Origin of the sequence: Aeromicrobium sp. CFBP 8757 (assembly GCF_014841755.1) — a bacterium.
Classification (GTDB): Bacteria; Actinomycetota; Actinomycetes; order Propionibacteriales; family Nocardioidaceae; genus Aeromicrobium.
Genome location: NZ_JACYUM010000001.1, coordinates 987,750 through 1,004,811, shown reverse-complemented (window position 1 = coordinate 1,004,811; position 17,062 = coordinate 987,750). Strand labels below are relative to the sequence as shown.

Here is a 17,062-nt window from a genome sequence, read left to right as displayed (position 1 = left end):
GTCAGCCCCTCGCCTCGGTGACGAGGTGGCCCCAGTCCTGCAGGGACGTGACGCCGATGCTGCCCTCGATCAGCGCCTCGATGCCCTGCACCGCGGCCGCGAGGCCCTGCACCGTCGTGATGCACGGGATGCCCTCGGCGACGGCGGCGGTGCGGATCTCGTAGCCGTCGATGCGGGGGCTGCCGCCCGACGTCACGCCGTGCGGCGTGTTGATGATGAGCTGCACGTCCTGGTCGTGGATCTTCTCCACGATCGTGCTGCGGGCCTGGCCGTCGAGCGGCTCCTCGTGGAGCTTGCGGATGACGGTGGCCTTGACGCCGTTGCGCGCCAGCACGACGGCGGTGCCGCTGGTCGCGAGGATCTCGAAGCCGAGGTCGGCGAGCCGCTTGACCGGGAAGATCATGTGCCGCTTGTCGCGGTTGGCGACCGACACGAAGACCTTGCCCGACGTGGGCAGACCGTTCTGCGCACCGGCCTGCGCCTTCGCGAACGCCTGGCCGAAGCCCGCGTCGAAGCCCATGACCTCGCCGGTCGACCGCATCTCGGGCCCCAGCAGGGTGTCGACGTAGGTGCCCTCGTAGGTGCGGAAGCGGTTGAACGGCATGACCGCCTCCTTGACCGCGATCGGCGCGTTGTCGGGCAGCCGGCCGCCGTCGCCGGTCGCGGGCAGCGCCCCGGCCGTCCGCAGCTCGGCGATCGTCTCGCCGAGCATCAGCCGGGCGGCCGCCTTGGCGAGCTGGGTCGCGGTGGCCTTCGACACGAACGGCACGGTCCGCGACGCGCGCGGGTTGGCCTCGATGACGTAGAGGATGTCGGACGAGAGCGCGAACTGGATGTTGACCAGGCCCCGCACGCCGACGCCGCGGGCGATCGCCTCGGTCGCCTCGCGGATGCGCTGGATCTCGAGGTCGCCCAGCGTGATCGGCGGCAGGGCGCACGCCGAGTCGCCGGAGTGCACGCCGGCCTCCTCGATGTGCTCCATGACGCCGCCGAGGAACAGCTCGTGGCCGTCGTAGAGGGCGTCGACGTCGATCTCGATCGCGTCGTCGAGGAAGCGGTCGACCAGCACGGGACGGTCGGGCGAGATCTCCGTGGCCCGGCCGATGTAGTCGGCGAGGGTCTCCTCGTCGTAGACGATCTCCATGCCGCGCCCGCCCAGGACGTACGAGGGGCGCACCAGCACGGGGTAGCCGATCTCGTCGGCGATCTCCTTGGCGTTCGCGAACGTCGTCGCCATGCCGTTCTTGGGCGCCACGAGCCCGGCCTCGGCCAGCACGCGCGCGAAGGCGCCGCGCTCCTCGGCGAGCTCGATCGCGGCGGGCTGGGTGCCGACGATCGGCACGCCGGCGGCCTCCAGGCCGGCGGCGAGGCCCAGCGGCGTCTGCCCGCCGAGCTGCACGATGACGCCCGCGACGGGGCCGGCCTGCTGCTCGGCGTGGACGATCTCGAGCACGTCCTCGAGCGTCAGCGGCTCGAAGTACAGCCGGTCGGCGGTGTCGTAGTCGGTCGAGACCGTCTCGGGGTTGCAGTTGACCATGATGGTCTCGTACCCGCCGAGCCCGTTGGGCGCCTGCGACAGCGCCATCGCGGCGTGGACGCACGAGTAGTCGAACTCGATGCCCTGCCCGATGCGGTTGGGTCCGCTGCCGAGGATCAGGACGGCCGGACGGGTGCGCGCCACGACCTCGGTCTCCTCGTCGTACGACGAGTAGTGGTACGGAGTCCTGGCCGCGAACTCCGCGGCGCACGTGTCGACGGTCTTGTAGACGGGCCGCACGCCGAGGGCGTGGCGCACGCCGCGGACGACGTCCTCGGTCAGCCCGCGGATGCGGCCGAGCTGGACGTCGGAGAATCCGTGGCGCTTGGCCCGGCGCAGCAGCGCCGGCGACATCTCGGGCGCCTCGATCAGGTCGACCGCGATCTCGTTGATCAGCGCGAGCTGGTCGACGAACCACGGGTCGATCTTGGTCGCGTCGAAGATCTCCTCGGGCGTCGCGCCGGCCCGGATGGCGTCCATGACCTTCTTGATGCGGCCGTCGTGCGGCACCGCGATCTGCTCGAGCAGCGTCGCCTTGTCGAGCTCGACCCAGGTCTTGCTCCAGTCGAAGACGGCCTCGGGGCGCTCGAGCGAGCGCAGCGCCTTCTGCAGCGCCTCGGTGAAGTTGCGACCGATCGCCATCGCCTCGCCGACCGACTTCATGTGCGTCGTCAACGTCGGGTCGGCGGCGGGGAACTTCTCGAACGCGAACCGCGGCACCTTGACCACGACGTAGTCGAGCGTCGGCTCGAACGAGGCGGGGGTCTCGGCCGTGATGTCGTTCGGGATCTCGTCGAGCGTGTAGCCGATCGCGACCTTGGCGGCGATCTTGGCGATCGGGAAGCCCGTCGCCTTCGACGCCAGGGCGGACGACCGCGAGACGCGCGGGTTCATCTCGATGACCACGATGCGGCCGTTCTCGGGGTTGACCGCGAACTGGATGTTGCAGCCGCCGGTGTCGACGCCGACCTCGCGGATGATGCCGATCGAGATGTCGCGCATGCGCTGGTACTCGACGTCGGTCAGCGTCATGGCGGGCGCGACCGTGATCGAGTCGCCCGTGTGGACGCCGACCGGGTCGAAGTTCTCGATCGAGCAGACGATCACGACGTTGTCGGCCGTGTCGCGCATGACCTCGAGCTCGTACTCCTTCCACCCGAGGATCGACTCCTCGAGCAGCACCTCGGTCGTGGGGCTGAGCGCCAGGCCCGAGCCGGCGATGCGGTGCAGGTCGGCCTCGTCGTACGCCAGGCCCGAGCCCGATCCGCCCATCGTGAAGCTGGGGCGCACGACGACGGGGTAGCCGCCGAGGCCCTCGACGCCGGCGAGGCACTCGTCCATCGTGTGGCAGATGATCGAGTTGGCCGACTCGGCGCCCCACTCGGGGGGCAGCGTCGCCACGACCTCCTTGAACGTCTCGCGGTTCTCGCCCTTCTCGATCGCCTCGATCGAGGCGCCGATCAGCTCGACGTCGTACTTGGCCAGCACGCCGGCCTCGTGCATCTGGATCGCGGCGTTCAGCGCGGTCTGGCCGCCGAGGGTCGCGAGCAGCGCGTCGGGGCGCTCCTTGGCGATGACCTTCTCGACGAACTCCGGCGTGATCGGCTCGACGTACGTGGCGTCGGCGAACTCCGGGTCGGTCATGATCGTCGCGGGGTTGGAGTTGATCAGGATGACCCGGATCCCCTCCTCGCGCAGGACGCGGCACGCCTGCGTGCCGGAGTAGTCGAACTCGCAGGCCTGCCCGATGACGATCGGGCCGGAGCCGATCACCAGGACGCTCTGGATGTCAGTTCTCTTGGGCATTACGCACCTGCCTGGACGTCGGCGCCGGTCTTGTGAGTTGTCATGAGCTCCACGAATCGGTCGAAGAGGTAGGCCGCGTCGTGCGGTCCGGCCGCGGCCTCCGGGTGGTACTGGACGCTGAAGGCCGGCTGGTCGAGCAGGGCCAGGCCCTCGACGACGTCGTCGTTGAGGCACACGTGCGTGACCCGTCCGGGGCCGAACGGGGTGTCGAACTCGCCCGTCAGCGGCGCGTCGACCGCGAAGCCGTGGTTGTGCGCCGTGATCTCGACCTTGCCGGTCGTGAGGTCCTGCACCGGCTGGTTGATGCCGCGGTGGCCGTAGACCAGCTTGTACGTGCCGCGGTCGAGCGCGCGGCCGAAGACCTGGTTGCCCAGGCAGATGCCGAAGTAGGGCGTCCGGTCGGCGAGCACCTGCTTGAGCAGCGCGACGGCGTGCTCGGCCGAGGCCGGGTCGCCGGGGCCGTTCGACATGAAGACGCCGTCGGGGTCGACCGCGCGGACCTCGTCGTACGTCGACGTCGCGGGCAGCACGTGGACCTCGATGCCGCGCTCGGCGAGGCGGCGGGGCGTCATGCCCTTGATGCCGAGGTCGATCGCGGCGACCGTGAAGCGCTTCTCCCCCACCGCCGGGACGACGTACGCCTGCTCGGTCGTGACGTCGGCCAGGAAGTTCGCCCCCTTCATGGGCGGGGCGGCCGTCACGCGCTCGAGCAGCGAGGCGACGTCGGTCGACGCCGAGCTGATGCCACCGCGCATCGACCCGCGCTCGCGCAGGTGGCGCGTGAGCGCGCGGGTGTCGATGCCCGAGATGCCGACGACGCCCTGCGCGACGAGCTCGTCGTCGAGCGAGCGGTCGGCGCGCCAGCTGCTGCGCACGCGGGCGGGGTCGCGCACGACGTAGCCGTCGACCCAGATGCGACGCGACTCGAAGTCCTCGTCGTTGATGCCGGTGTTGCCGATGTGCGGCGCCGTCATGGCCACGATCTGGCCCTTGTACGACGGATCGGTCAACGTCTCCTGGTAGCCGGTCATGCCGGTCGAGAAGACGATCTCGCCGATCGTCTCGCCGACGGCGCCGTACGCCTCGCCGCGGAACACGCGGCCGTCCTCCAGGACGAGAATGGCTTCGGTCGTCATGCGGTGCGTACCTCTTTCGGGAGCGGGGTCACGAGGGCGCGGTCACGGACGGTCGGCCGGCCGCGCAGGAACGTCGCGACGACCTCGCCGGGCAGCGTCAGCCCCGCGTACGGGTTGTTGCGCGACAGCGAGGCCGTGTCGCGCGGGTCGATCGTGCGCGTCGCCGCGGGGTCGACCAGCACGATGTTGGCGGGCTCGCCGACGGCCAGCGGGCGGCCCTGGTCGCCGACCCGGCCGATCGCGGCGGGGGCGGTCGACATCTTCTCGGCGACCTGCGCCCACGTCAGGCGGCCGGTGTCGACCATGGTCTGCTGGACGACCGACAGGGCGGTCTCGAGCCCCAGCATGCCGAAGGCAGCGGCCGACCACTCGCACTCCTTGTCCTCCATGGGATGCGGTGCGTGGTCCGTCGCGACGATGTCGATCGTCCCGTCGGCGAGGCCCTCGCGCACGGCCTCGACGTCGTCGTTCGAGCGCAGCGGCGGGTTGACCTTGTAGATCGGGTCGTAGCTGCGGACCAGGTCGTCGCTCAGCAGCAGGTGGTGGGGCGTGACCTCGGCCGTGACGTCGATCCCGCGGCTCTTGGCCCAGCGGACGATCTCGACCGAGCCGCGCGTCGACAGGTGGCACACGTGCAGGCGCGAGCCCACGTGCTCGGCCAGCAGGACGTCGCGGGCGATGATCGCCTCCTCGGCGACGGCGGGCCACCCGACCAGCCCGAGCTCGCCCGACAGGGGGCCCTCGTTCATCTGGGCACCCTCGGTGAGGCGCGGCTCCTGGGCGTGCTGGGCGACGACGCCGTCGAAGGCCTTGACGTACTCGAGCGCGCGGCGCATCAGGACGGCGTCCGAGACGCACCTGCCGTCGTCGGAGAAGACCTTGACCCCGGCGGCCGAGTCGGCCATCGCGCCGAGCTCGGCGAGCTGTGTGCCCTGCAGACCCACCGTGACGGCGCCGACGGGCTGCACGTCGCAGTAGCCGCCCTCGCGGCCGAGCCGCCACACCTGCTCGACGACGCCGGCGGTGTCGGCGACGGGCTCGGTGTTGGCCATCGCGTGCACGCACGTGAAGCCTCCCCGGGCCGCGGCCTGCGAGCCGGTCAGCACCGTCTCGGCGTCCTCGCGCCCCGGCTCGCGCACGTGGGTGTGCAGGTCGACCAGTCCCGGCAGGGCCACGAGGCCCGCCGCGTCGACGACGTCGGCCCCGGCGGCGTCGAGGTCGGTGCCGATCGCGGTGATGACGCCGTCCTCGACGGCGATGTCGACGACGTCCTCGCCGAGCAGCCTCGCTCCACGGATCACGGTGCTCATGCGGTGCCTTCCTCGGTGGTGTCGGACTCCCCGGCGGCGCCGCCGAGGAGGAGGTACAGGACCGCCATGCGCACCGCGACGCCGTTGGTGACCTGCTCGACGATGACCGACCTGACGTGGTCGGCGACGTCGGCGGTGATCTCCATGCCGCGGTTCATGGGGCCGGGGTGCATCACGATCGCGTGGTCGGGCAGACGGTTGAGCCGTGCGGTGTCGAGACCGTAGCGCCGTGAGTACTCCCGCGCGCTCGGGAAGTACGACGCGTTCATGCGCTCGGCCTGCACGCGCAGCATCATGACGGCGTCGGCCTTCTCGAGCGACGCGTCGAGGTCGTACGACGTCTCGACGGGCCAGTGGTCGACGCCGACCGGCAGCAGCGTCGGCGGGGCGACGAGCGTGACGTGCGCGCCCAGCGTGTGCAGCAGCAGGGCGTTCGAGCGCGCGACCCGGCTGTGCAGCACGTCGCCGACGATCGTGACGTTCTTGCCCTGCAGGTCGGCGCCGAGGCTGCCCGCGGGCGAGTCGCTCAGGTGCCGCCGCATCGTGAACGCGTCGAGCAGCGCCTGCGTGGGGTGCTCGTGGGTCCCGTCGCCGGCGTTGATGACGGCGCCCTTCGTCCAGCGGGCCTGCGCGAGGCGGTGCGGGGCGCCCGACGAGTGGTGCCGGATGATGACGGCGTCGGCGCCCATCGCCTGCAGCGTCAGCGCGGTGTCCTTGAGGCTCTCGCCCTTGCTGACGCTCGAGCCCTTCGCCGAGAAGTTGATGACGTCGGCGCTGAGGCGCTTGGCGGCGGCCTCGAACGAGATGCGGGTGCGGGTCGAGTCCTCGAAGAACAGGTTGACGACAGTGCGCCCGCGCAGGGTCGGCAGCTTCTTGATGGGTCGGCTCGCGACGCCCAGGAGCTCCTCGGCGGTGTCGAGGATGCGGATCGCGTCGGTGCGGTCGAGGTCGCCGGCGCTCAGCAGGTTGGTGATCACGCCTGCCCCCCGGTGATCGACACGGCGTCCGAGCCGTCGGACTCGGTGAGCCGCACCTTGACCTGCTCGACCAGCGACGTCGGCAGGTTCTTGCCGACGAAGTCGGCGCGGATCGGCAGCTCGCGGTGGCCGCGGTCGATCAGCACCGCGAGCTGGACGGCCTTGGGGCGTCCGAGCTCGGTCAGGGCGTCGAGGGCGGCGCGGATCGTGCGCCCCGAGAACAGGACGTCGTCGATCAGCACGACGACCTTGCCGTCGATGTCGTCGGGGATCTCGGTGTGCTCGAGGGCCCGTGCGGGCTTGAGCCGCAGGTCGTCGCGGTACATCGTGACGTCGAGCGCCCCGGCGGTGATCCTGCGGTCCTCGACCTCCGACATGCGCTGCGCGATCCGGCGCGCCAGGTGCACCCCGCGCGTCGGGATGCCGAGCAGGACAAGCCCCGCGGAGTCGCGGTTGCGCTCGAGGATCTCGTGCGTGATGCGCGTCAGCGCCCGCGAGATGTCCTGGTCGTCGAGGACGGTGCGGGCGTGGTCACCGCTGCCGTCGGGGGCCTTGTCGTGGGCACTGCCAGCACGCTCGGCGTCGTGGGACGCGGACATGTCTGACCTCCTTCTCCGCCTCTCGGGACGGCCGTTAAAGGATGTCGATCGAACGGTCCGAGCCTAGCAGCGACTCACCCCTCGCCCGGACGCGGCTCGGTCGCAGCCGGGCTCCGCCCGGGCGCCAGTCCTCGCTTCGCTCGGACCCATGCGCCGGACAGTCCCGCCCTGTCGCCGACGCGACGAGCCGGATGCGTGAGCAGCGCTCCGGCTACTTCAGGAGGCCCTCGTCGACGAGCCAGTCGCGGGCCACGATCGCGGGGTCCTCGCCGTCGGTGTCGACCTTGGCGTTGAGCTCCAGCATGACCTCGTTGGTGAGCCTGGGGTTGAGCTGGCCGAAGATCTCTTTCAGCTCGGGGTGCTCCGCCAGGACATCCGAGGCGATGACCTCGGTCAGGTTGTAGAGCGGGAAGAACTGCTGGTCGTCCTCGAGGACCGTCAGGTTCAGGCCGGGGATGCGGCCGTCGGTCGTGAAGACCTCGCCGAAGTTGCACGAGCCGTCGGCCGTGGCGGTGTAGACGACGCCGGTGTCGAGCGTCGTGACCTTGCCGATCGCGTCCTTGCTCAGCCCGTACGCCTCGAGCATCGGGACGAAGCCGTCGTTGCGCGCCGCGAACTCGCTCTCGACGCAGAACGTCAGCTCGTCCTTCGGCAGCTTCTTCAGGTCCGACAGCTTCGCGGCGCCGAGCCTCTCCGCCGCCTCGGCGCGGATCGCGAACGCGTACGTGTTGTTCATCGGGGCGGGCTCGAGCCACGTCAGGCCGTTCGAGCGGTCGGCGTCGTCGACGGCCTTCCACTGCTCCTTCTCGCCCTTGACCGGCTTGTCGTTGCCGAGGTAGTTGATCCAGCCCGTGCCGGTGTACTCGGGCGAGACGTTCGCCGTCCCGCCCGTCAGGGCGGCCCGTGCGCCGAAGCTGCCCGGGATGTTCGTCAGGTTCGTGACGTCCGCGCCGGCCGCGTTGAGGATGATCGAGAGCATGTTGCCGAGGATCAGCTGCTCGGTGAAGTCCTTGGCCGCGACCGTCAGGCTCACGCCCTCGAGCGAGTCGTAGTGCTTGATCTCGCCCGGCTCGGCGTCGAGCACGGCCCCGCTCGCGGACCTGAGGCCGCAGCCGGACGTCATGGCCAGGCCGACGACGGCGACGACGGCGAGCACGACCTTGCTGGTGCGACGTGTGGTCACGTCAGACCCCCTTCGGTGCGGCGACGAGCTCGACGAGACGAGCCAGCCAGTCGATGAACAGGGCGAGGGACGCCACGAGGATCGCGCCGACCACGAGCGTCACGTCCTGCTGCAGCTTGATGCCGGTCGTGATGAGCGTGCCGAGACCGCCCGCGCCGGTGAACGACGCGAGCGTCGCGGTGCCGACGATCAGCACCAGCGCCGTGCGGACCCCCGCGACGATGACGCGCAGCGCCAGCGGCAGCTCGACCCGCACGAGCGTCGAGAAGGCCGACATGCCCATCCCCCGGGCCGCCTCGACGAGTCGCGCATCGACGCTGTTGAGCCCCGTGACGGTGTTCGCGACGATCGGCAGCACGCCGTACACGGTCAGGGCGACGGCGGCACCCCAGAAGCCGATCCCGAGGAGCACCGCCCCGAGCGCGATCAGCCCGATCGCGGGGGCCGCCTGGCCGAAGCCCGCGACGGTCGTGACGGGCTTGGCGTAGCGGCGCAGGCGTCCGCGGGTCAGCAGGATGCCGAGCGGGATCGCGACGAGACAGGTCAGCACCGTCGCGGTCAGGCTGAGGGCCATGTGCTGGCGCAGCAGGGTCAGCAGCGCCGAGACGCTGAGCGACCGACGCTCGGTGTCGGACACCGACGCGGTGTTGACGTAGACCAGCGACGCCACGACGGCAGCGACGCACAGGGTCGGCTGCAGGAACCAGCGAGCACGTCCCGGGCGGTCGACGCTGACGGTCGACGACGTGTCGACCGGTCCGTCGACACCGCGCTCGGCGACGCCGGCCGTCACGAGACCGGCTCCGCGTCCTCGGCCTGCTCGTCGCCCCGCAGGTCGCTCATCGCGTCCATGATCGTCTCGACCCGCACGACGCCCTGGTAGGCGTTGCGCCGGCCCGTGACGACCACGACGCCGTGCGAGGCGGTGAGCATCTCGTCGAGCGCGTCGTTCAGCGTCGACGCCAGGCTGACGGACTCGAGGTCGTGGTCGCGGCGGACGTCCCGCAGAGACCCCGGGCGCTCGAGCTCGCGCAGCGACAGCCACCGCTGGGGTCGGTCCTGCGCGTCGAGGACGACGACGTGCTCGCGGCCGATCGCCCGGGCGTCGGCGATCGCCTGCTGCTCGTCGCCCCCCACGTGCGCCACGGCCGCCTCGTGCAGCTCGACGTCGCGGACGCGCGTGAGCGTCAGCTGCTTGAGTGCCGCCCCGTGACCGACGAAGCCGCGCACGAAGTCGTCGGCCGGGTGGCTGAGGATCCGCTCGGGGGTGTCGTACTGGACGATCTGCGAGCCGACCTGCAGGATCGCGATGCGGTCGCCGAGCTTGACCGCCTCGTCGAAGTCGTGCGTCACGAACACGATCGTCTTGTGCAGCTCCTCCTGCAGGCGCAGCAGCTCGTCCTGCAGGCGCTGACGCGTGATGGGGTCGACGGCGCCGAACGGCTCGTCCATCAGCAGGACGGGCGGGTCGGCGGCCAGGGCCCGGGCGACGCCGATGCGCTGCTGCTGGCCGCCCGACAGCTCACGCGGGTAGCGGTCGCGGTACTGGCCGGGCTCGAGGTTCACGAGCTCGAGCAGCTCGTCGACGCGCGCGCTCGTGCGCTTCTTGTCCCACTTCAGCAGCTTCGGGACGAGCGAGATGTTCTCGGCGACCGTCATGTGCGGGAAGAGCCCGGCGCCCTGGATGACGTAGCCGATGTGGCGCCGCAGCTCGTCGGCGTTGCGGTCCGTGACGTCGTCGTCGCCGATGAAGATGCGCCCGCTGGTGGGCTCGATCAGCCGGTTGATCATCTTCATCGTCGTGGTCTTGCCGCACCCGGACGGGCCGACCAGCATGACGATCTCGCCGGCCGGGATCTCCAGCGTCACGTCGTCCACGGCGGCCTTCTCCTGGCCCGGGTACCGCTTCGTGACGCCGTCGAGCAGGATGCGTGCCCCTCCGGCGCGCGCCGGCTCGGTGGCGGAGGTGGTCGAGGTGGGTTCAGACACGGATGCCCCTAGGAGTCGTGAGCCGGGTGAAGACGTTCAGCACGACGTCGAGGATCACCGCGAGGACCAGGATCCCCAGGGTGCCCGCGACGATCGAGTTGGTCGCGTTGGCGCCTCCCGTGCGGGAGATGCCGGAGAAGATGTAGCCGCCGAGGCCGGGACCGAGCGCGTACGCCGCGATCGCGGCGATGCCCATCAGCATCTGGCCGGAGACCCGCACGCCGGTCATGATGACGGGCCAGGCCAGCGGCAGCTCGAGCCGCACGAGCCGGGTCATGCGACCCATGCCCATGCCCTGCGCCGACTCGACGAGCGTCTGGTCGACGCCGTTGAGCCCCACGATGACGTTGCGCAGGATCGGCATGAAGCCGAAGAACACGAGCGTCACGACCGACGGCAGGACGCCGATGCTGACGACGCCGACGAGGACGCCCAGCAGCGCGTACGACGGGATCGTGAGGCCGATCGCGGTGATGGAGTTGCCGAGCGCGACGCCCCAGCCGGACCGGTACAGCGCGACGCCCACGACCAGCGCCAGCAGCGTAGAGAGCACCAGCGTCTGCACGACCAGGCTCATGTGCTGGTAGGCGAGGAACGACAGCACCGACCACCGGTCCTGCACGAAATCGAAGAAGCTACCCACTGATCGGCCCCCTTGGCGTCCTGACGACCGTAGTGAGCCGGGGCGTGACCTGCTACCCGAAATGGCGTCTCCGGACCGCTCCGGCGCGCCGCGCCGACGTCGCGGAACCGCAGGAATCCGCTCAACCGCGCGGCGGGAGGGAGGTCGCAGCCCCTGTGCGACATTCGCGAAAGAATGTCGCTGACGACGGCCGCTCCGGCGCGGTCAGGCCCGCGAGCGACGCCAGTAGTGCGGCAGGACGTACTTCACGAAGACCGGCAGGCACTCAATGATGTAGCGACGGAACAGCCGGCTCGGCTCCTGCACGAGACGGTAGAGCCACTCGATCTTGGCGGCCCTCACCCAGCCCGGCGCCATCGTCGCGTTGCCCGTGACCATGTTGACGGCGCCACCGACGTTGACCACGACGCCGCGGAAGCCGGCCCTGCGGACGTCCTCGCCGATCATGTCGCCGAACGGCGGGGTGACGGCCACGATCAGCAGGTCGACGCCGTACTTCTCGAGCTTCTTGGCCAGGCGCTTGGGCTTCCAGTCACCGCGGTTGCCGTGGTCGCGGAACACGACGTGCAGCCCCGAGCCGTGCAGCTGACCGCGGAAGTCGTAGCCCGCGTCGCGGTCGGCGCCCAGGATCGCGGCCTTGGTGCCCTGGAACTGGCGACCGGCCAGCATGCGCTCGAGGAACTCCGAGCCCGTCACCCGCGCGGGGTCGATGCCACGCGAGCGCATCAGCGAGACGATGGGCCAGCCGTCGGCGGTGATGAAGTCGGCCTTGTCGATCGTCCGCGCGAAGTCGTCGGACCGCGAGGCGAGGGCCAGGTGGTGCAGGTTCACGGTCTGGATGCGCTTCGACCCCTGCTGCAGGACGACGGCGTCGAAGTCGTCGTCGTTCAGGAGGCACTTCTCCGCCATCCGGTCGATCAAGTCCTCGGTGATCACCGCGCACCCGCTCTCTGCCCAGGAGGCCTCGGGGCCTCACGGGTCAAGAGCGGGTCGCGGCGCCTTCATGACGCGGCGTGACCGATCCGTCGAGAGTGCGTCAGGACGTGAGCGACGGCTTGAGCTCGACGATGCGGCTCAGCAGCCCGTTGACGAACGACGGGGACTCGTCGGTCGACAGGTCGGCGGCCAGCCCGACCGCCTCGCTGACGGCGACGGCGTCGGGGACGTCGTCGACGTACAGGATCTCGAACGCGCCGATGCGCAGCAGGTTGCGGTCGACCGCGGGCATGCGCTCGAGCGTCCAGTCGTTCGCGTTCTCGGCGATGATCTCGTCGAGCCGGTCACGGTGCGCCACGACGCCCTCGATCAGCAGCACCGCGTACTCGTTGACGGGGTAGTCGCCCTCGGCCTGCCGGTCGGCGAGCGTGCCGCCGGGCGGCAGGCTCTGCGCCTCGGACTCGAAGAGGATGTCGAGCGCGCGCTTGCGTGACTTGGTGCGGGCTGACATCAGGACGACACGCGACCGAGGTAGCTGCCGTCGCGGGTGTCGACCTTGATCTTCTCGCCGTTGACGATGAAGAGCGGGACCTGGATCTCCTTGCCGGTCTCGAGACGGGCCGGCTTGGTGCCGCCGCTCGAGCGGTCGCCCTGGAGGCCCGGCTCGGTGTACTCGACGAGCAGCTCGACCGAGGCCGGCAGCTCGATGTAGAGCGGGACGCCCTCGTGCAGCGCGAGCATCGCGTCCTGGTTGTCGAGCATGTAGTCCTTGGCGTCGCCGACGACGGACTCCGAGACGTTGAGCTGGTCGTACGTGACCTTGTCCATGAACACGAAGGAGTCGCCGTCGTGGTACAGGTACGTGAAGTCGCGCTTGTCGACGTTGGCGGTCTCGATCTTGAGGCCCGCGTTGAACGTCTTGTCGACGGTCTTGCCGCTCATGACGTTCTTGAGCGTGGTCTTGACCATCGCGCCGCCCTTGCCGGGCTTGTGGTGCTGGAACCAGACGACGGACCAGAGCTGCCCGTCGAGGTCGAGGACCATGCCGTTCTTGATGTCGTTCGTGGTGGCCATCAGCCGATCTCCAGGAGGTCTTTGGTCATCGTGGTGAGCACCTCGGGGGCACCCGCGGTCACGAGGACGGTGTCTTCGATCCGCACTCCCCCACGGCCCGGCACGTAGATGCCCGGCTCCATCGTGAGGACGGTGCGACGAGTCAGTTTACCTGCGTGCGAGCCCGCGATGAACGGGTCCTCGTGGATCTGCAGTCCGACGCCGTGTCCGAGCCCCGTCGTGAAGGCCTCGAGCCACCCCGACACCTCGAGCGAACCGCGTGCCGCGGCGTCGGAGGCGGCGACGTCGACGCCGTCGCGCAGCAGGTCGAGACCGGCCTGCTGCGACGCGCGGACCGCCGCGTGGACCTCGCGCTGCCAGTCGTCGGCGGGACCCAGGACGACGGTGCGGGTGCAGTCGGCGTGGTAGCCGTCGACGCGCGCGCCGAAGTCGATCTTGAGCAGGTCGCCCCGCGCCAGGACACGATCGGTCGGGTGGTGGTGCGGGACGGCGGTGTGGTCGCCCGTGGCCAGGATCGTCTCGAAGGCGATCGCCTCGGCGCCGAGGTCGAGCATGCGGTTCTCGAGGTCGCGGGCGACCTCGCGCTCGGTGCGCCCGACGAGCGGCCCGGCCAGCAGCTGCTCGAGGGCGTCGGTCGAGATCGCGCAGGCGCGGCGCAGCGCGTCGATCTCGTCGGCGTCCTTGACCTCGCGCAGGGTCTCGATTACGCGATCCGCGCCGGCCAGACGGTCGTCGCCGGTCGCGGCCGCGAGCTGCCGGTGCGCGTCGACGCTCAGCGTGTGGCTCTCGATCCCCCAGGTGCCGGACGTCATCTGGGTGGCTGCCGTGCCGAGGAGGTCGCGGCCGATCCGGTGCGCGACGTCGGGCAGCTCCGCGGCGGCCTGGTCGCGGTAGCGACCGTCGGTCAGGAACAGCGGGTCGCCGTGCACCGGCACCACCAGCGCACCGTTCGACCCCGTGAACCCCGTGAGGTATCGGACGTTGACCAGCGTCGTGACGAGCAGGCCGTCGAGCCCCTTCGCGGCGAGCGCCTCGGTGAGGGCGGTGCGACGCGCGGCGGCCGTCACGCCGACACGGCCCTGTAGGCGTCGAGCAGCAGCGACTCGTCCGGGCCGGCGAGGATGACGGGCTGCGCGAGCGACTCGAGCACGACGAACCGCAGCTGGTCGCCGCGGGTCTTCTTGTCGAGCCGCATCGTGGTGGCCAGCGCCTCCCAGATGCCGGGACGGCGGTAGCGCGTCGGCAGACCCACCTGCGCCAGCACCGAGCGGTGACGGTCGAGCAGGTCGCGGTCGATCATGCCGGTGCGGTGCGCGAGCTCCGCGACGTAGACCATGCCGACCGAGATCGCCTCGCCGTGCCGGACGCGGTAGTGCTCGAAGCGCTCGATCGCGTGCCCGAACGTGTGGCCGTAGTTCAGCGCCTCGCGGCCGATCGAGCCGTCCTCGCCCGTCTCGCGCAGGTCGCCGGCGACCGTCCGGGCCTTGACCGAGATGCCCTTCGTGATGAGCTCGGCCACGATCGACGACGTCGGGTCGGCGATCGCGCCGGGGGCCGCCTCCACGAGGTCGAGGATCGACGGATCGGCGATGAAGCCGCACTTGACGACCTCGGCCATGCCGCTGCGCAGCTCGCGTGCCGGGAGGCCCTCGAGGACGTCCAGGTCGCACAGCACCCCGACCGGCTCGTGGAACGCACCGACCAGGTTCTTGCCCTCGGCGGTGTTGATGCCGGTCTTGCCGCCGACCGCGGCGTCGACCATGCCGAGCACCGTCGTGGGCACGTTGACGAAGCGGACGCCGCGCAGCCAGCTCGCCGCGACGAAGCCCGCCAGGTCGGTCGTCGCTCCCCCGCCGAGGCCCACGATGACGTCGGAGCGGGTGAAGCCTGCCTCGCCCAGCACCTTCCAGCAGAACGCCAGCACGTCGGTCGTCTTGGCCTGCTCGCTGTCGGGCACCTCGATCAGGTGCACCTCGAGGTGGTCGGAGACCAGCGGCTCGCGCAGGCGGGCGGCGTGCGCCGCCATGGTCGGCGCGTGGATGATCGCGACGCGCATGACCGCCATGCCGAAGCCGACGAGACCGCGCAGCTGCTCGTGCACGCCGTTGCCGATCACGACGTCGTACGGTCGCGCGGTCGGGACGGTCAGGCGGGTGGTCATGCATCCTCCCGGATGAGCTGGACCGCTCGATCGGCCACCGCGGAGGCGTCGAGCGAGTCGGTCAGGACGGTGAAGCGAGCGACCTCGTCGTACAGGGGGCGCCGGCGGTCCATCAGGGCCTTCATCTGCGAGCGGACGTTGCCGAGCAGCAGCGGACGGTGGCCGTTGAGGCCGACGCGCGAGACGGCGGCGGTCAGCCCGACGTCGAGGAACAGCACGCGGTGCTGCCGCAGGAGGGCGCGGGTGGCGTCGCTCAGGACGGCTCCCCCGCCGAGCGCCAGCACGCCGTCGTGCTCGGCGAGGGCGGTCGCGACGGCCTGCTCCTCGAGGGCACGGAAGTGCTCCTCGCCGTGGTCGACGAAGATGTCCTGCACCGACGTGCCGGCCGCCTCGGCGATGTCGTGGTCGGTGTCGCGGAACCCGACGCCGAGACGCGCGGCGAGGTCCTGCGCCACGGTCGACTTGCCGGCACCCGGGGGCCCGACCAGGACGACGACGGGTCCCGTGCGGGACGTCGTCAACGCAGCCTCAGGTTCGCGAGGTAGCTCTCGACGTTGCGGCTGGTCTCCTCGACCGAGTCGCCACCGAACTTCTCGACCAGGCTGTCGGCGACGACGAGCGCGACCATCGCCTCGGCGACGATGCCCGCGGCGGGGACGGCGCAGACGTCCGAGCGCTGGTGGTGCGCCCGGGCCTCCTCGCCGGTCTGGACGTCGATCGTCCGCAGCGCGCGCGGCACCGTGGCGATGGGCTTCATGGCGGCCCGCACGCGCAGGATCTCGCCGGTCGTCATGCCGCCCTCGGTGCCGCCGGCGCGGCCGGAGGCACGCCGGATGCCGTCGTCGGTCGGCACGATCTCGTCGTGCGCGAGCGAGCCGCGGGTGCGGGCCAGCTCGAAGCCGTCGCCGATCTCGACGCCCTTGATGGCCTGGATGCCCATCAGGGCCTGGGCGAGACGGCCGTCGAGCCGGCGGTCCCAGTGCGTGTAGGAGCCGAGTCCCGGCGGGAGCCCCTCGACGACGACCTCGACGACGCCACCCAGGGTGTCGCCCTCCTTGTGGGCCAGGTCGACCTCCTCGACCATCGCGGCGCTCGTCGCGGCGTCGAAGCAGCGGACGGGATCGGCGTCGAGAGCCTCGACGTCGGCGTGCGACGGGATCGCGCCCGCGGGCGCGCGGACCGTGCCGAGCTCGACGACGTGCGACACGATCGTCGCGCCGGTGACCTGACGGATGAACTGGGCGGCGATCTCGCCCAGGGCGACGCGGGCCGCGGTCTCGCGGGCGCTGGCACGCTCCAGCACGGGGCGGGCCTCCTCGAAGCCGTACTTCTGCATGCCCGCCAGGTCGGCGTGCCCGGGGCGCGGACGCGTGAGGGGCGCGTTGCGCTTGAGCCCGTCGAGCACCTCGGCGTCGACGGGGTCGGCCGACATGACCTGCTCCCACTTGGGCCACTCGCTGTTGCCGATGCGCAGCGCGATGGGACTGCCCATCGTGGAGCCGTGGCGCAGGCCGCCCACGATCTCGAGCTCGTCGGCCTCGAACGCCATGCGCGCACCGCGGCCGTAGCCGAGTCGGCGGCGCGCGAGGGCCGCCTGGATCTCGGTGCTGGTCACCTGCACACCGGCCGGCAACCCTTCGAGGACGGCTACGAGAGCGGGGCCATGGGACTCACCAGCGGTCAACCAACGAAGCATGCGGAGATTCTCCCA

General features: G+C 70.9%; 16 protein-coding genes. All 16 read right to left on the bottom strand.

Annotation, left to right across the window (positions count from 1 at the left end; genetic code table 11):
* Position 1 precedes the first annotated feature (1 nt).
* Positions 2 to 3,343, bottom strand: a complete 3,342-nt coding sequence (gene carB, locus IFT73_RS04900; RefSeq protein ID WP_056608200.1) for a carbamoyl-phosphate synthase large subunit — start codon at positions 3,341 to 3,343, stop codon at positions 2 to 4.
* Complete coding sequence (gene carA, locus IFT73_RS04895; protein WP_192166623.1) at positions 3,343 to 4,479, bottom strand: glutamine-hydrolyzing carbamoyl-phosphate synthase small subunit; 1,137 nt, start codon at positions 4,477 to 4,479, stop codon at positions 3,343 to 3,345. The genes carB and carA overlap by 1 nt, the downstream gene beginning before the upstream one ends.
* Positions 4,476 to 5,789: a dihydroorotase gene (locus IFT73_RS04890; RefSeq protein WP_192166622.1), complete on the bottom strand. Its 1,314-nt coding sequence runs from the start codon at positions 5,787 to 5,789 to the stop codon at positions 4,476 to 4,478. The genes carA and IFT73_RS04890 overlap by 4 nt, the downstream gene beginning before the upstream one ends.
* Complete coding sequence (locus tag IFT73_RS04885) at positions 5,786 to 6,763, bottom strand: aspartate carbamoyltransferase catalytic subunit (RefSeq protein ID WP_200938321.1); 978 nt, start codon at positions 6,761 to 6,763, stop codon at positions 5,786 to 5,788. Before IFT73_RS04885 ends, IFT73_RS04890 begins: the two co-directional genes overlap by 4 nt.
* Positions 6,763 to 7,365 (bottom strand): bifunctional pyr operon transcriptional regulator/uracil phosphoribosyltransferase PyrR, encoded by a 603-nt coding sequence (gene pyrR / locus IFT73_RS04880; RefSeq protein ID WP_192166621.1) that lies wholly within the window; start codon positions 7,363 to 7,365, stop codon positions 6,763 to 6,765. Before pyrR ends, IFT73_RS04885 begins: the two co-directional genes overlap by 1 nt.
* 211 nt (positions 7,366 to 7,576) lie before the next feature.
* A complete protein-coding gene (locus tag IFT73_RS04875; protein ID WP_206759091.1) occupies positions 7,577 to 8,548 on the bottom strand; it encodes a glycine betaine ABC transporter substrate-binding protein in 972 nt (323 codons plus the stop codon).
* Between the two features lies 1 nt (position 8,549).
* Positions 8,550 to 9,341, bottom strand: coding sequence for an ABC transporter permease (locus tag IFT73_RS04870; protein WP_192166620.1), 792 nt, complete (start codon positions 9,339 to 9,341; stop codon positions 8,550 to 8,552).
* Complete coding sequence (locus IFT73_RS04865) at positions 9,338 to 10,537, bottom strand: betaine/proline/choline family ABC transporter ATP-binding protein (protein ID WP_192166619.1); 1,200 nt, start codon at positions 10,535 to 10,537, stop codon at positions 9,338 to 9,340. The genes IFT73_RS04870 and IFT73_RS04865 overlap by 4 nt, the downstream gene beginning before the upstream one ends.
* Positions 10,530 to 11,180 carry an ABC transporter permease gene (locus IFT73_RS04860; RefSeq protein ID WP_371811154.1) on the bottom strand — a complete coding sequence of 217 codons (651 nt, stop codon included), beginning with the start codon at positions 11,178 to 11,180 and terminating at the stop codon, positions 10,530 to 10,532. Before IFT73_RS04860 ends, IFT73_RS04865 begins: the two co-directional genes overlap by 8 nt.
* 204 nt (positions 11,181 to 11,384) lie before the next feature.
* Entirely contained in the window at positions 11,385 to 12,116 is a 732-nt protein-coding gene (locus tag IFT73_RS04855; protein ID WP_192166618.1) for a WecB/TagA/CpsF family glycosyltransferase, read from the bottom strand.
* Positions 12,117 to 12,216: 100 nt separating this feature from the next.
* Complete coding sequence (gene nusB, locus IFT73_RS04850; protein WP_056608173.1) at positions 12,217 to 12,627, bottom strand: transcription antitermination factor NusB; 411 nt, start codon at positions 12,625 to 12,627, stop codon at positions 12,217 to 12,219.
* Positions 12,627 to 13,193: an elongation factor P gene (gene efp, locus IFT73_RS04845; protein WP_192166969.1), complete on the bottom strand. Its 567-nt coding sequence runs from the start codon at positions 13,191 to 13,193 to the stop codon at positions 12,627 to 12,629. The genes nusB and efp overlap by 1 nt, the downstream gene beginning before the upstream one ends.
* Positions 13,190 to 14,257 carry a M24 family metallopeptidase gene (locus tag IFT73_RS19505; RefSeq protein ID WP_192166617.1) on the bottom strand — a complete coding sequence of 356 codons (1,068 nt, stop codon included), beginning with the start codon at positions 14,255 to 14,257 and terminating at the stop codon, positions 13,190 to 13,192. The genes efp and IFT73_RS19505 overlap by 4 nt, the downstream gene beginning before the upstream one ends.
* The gene (gene aroB / locus IFT73_RS04835; protein ID WP_192166616.1) at positions 14,254 to 15,351 is read right to left on the bottom strand and encodes a 3-dehydroquinate synthase; all 1,098 of its coding nucleotides are present in this window, start codon (positions 15,349 to 15,351) and stop codon (positions 14,254 to 14,256) included. The genes IFT73_RS19505 and aroB overlap by 4 nt, the downstream gene beginning before the upstream one ends.
* Positions 15,348 to 15,872 carry a shikimate kinase gene (locus IFT73_RS04830; protein WP_192166615.1) on the bottom strand — a complete coding sequence of 175 codons (525 nt, stop codon included), beginning with the start codon at positions 15,870 to 15,872 and terminating at the stop codon, positions 15,348 to 15,350. The genes aroB and IFT73_RS04830 overlap by 4 nt, the downstream gene beginning before the upstream one ends.
* On the bottom strand, positions 15,869 to 17,047 hold the full coding sequence (gene aroC, locus IFT73_RS04825) for a chorismate synthase (protein WP_056608157.1): 1,179 nt from the start codon (positions 17,045 to 17,047) through the stop codon (positions 15,869 to 15,871). Before aroC ends, IFT73_RS04830 begins: the two co-directional genes overlap by 4 nt.
* Positions 17,048 to 17,062 lie beyond the last annotated feature (15 nt).

Bases quoted from the DNA above. Each gene is read 5' to 3' on its own strand.
- carA (WP_192166623.1), bottom strand. From the start codon at position 4,479: ATGACGACCGAAGCCATTCTCGTCCTGGAGGACGGCCGCGTGTTCCGC.
- pyrR (WP_192166621.1), bottom strand. From the start codon at position 7,365: ATGTCCGCGTCCCACGACGCCGAGCGTGCTGGCAGTGCCCACGACAAG.
- IFT73_RS04890 (WP_192166622.1), bottom strand. From the start codon at position 5,789: ATGAGCACCGTGATCCGTGGAGCGAGGCTGCTCGGCGAGGACGTCGTC.
- aroB (WP_192166616.1), bottom strand. From the start codon at position 15,351: ATGACCACCCGCCTGACCGTCCCGACCGCGCGACCGTACGACGTCGTG.
- aroC (WP_056608157.1), bottom strand. From the start codon at position 17,047: ATGCTTCGTTGGTTGACCGCTGGTGAGTCCCATGGCCCCGCTCTCGTA.
- nusB (WP_056608173.1), bottom strand. From the start codon at position 12,627: ATGTCAGCCCGCACCAAGTCACGCAAGCGCGCGCTCGACATCCTCTTC.
- carB (WP_056608200.1), bottom strand. From the start codon at position 3,343: ATGCCCAAGAGAACTGACATCCAGAGCGTCCTGGTGATCGGCTCCGGC.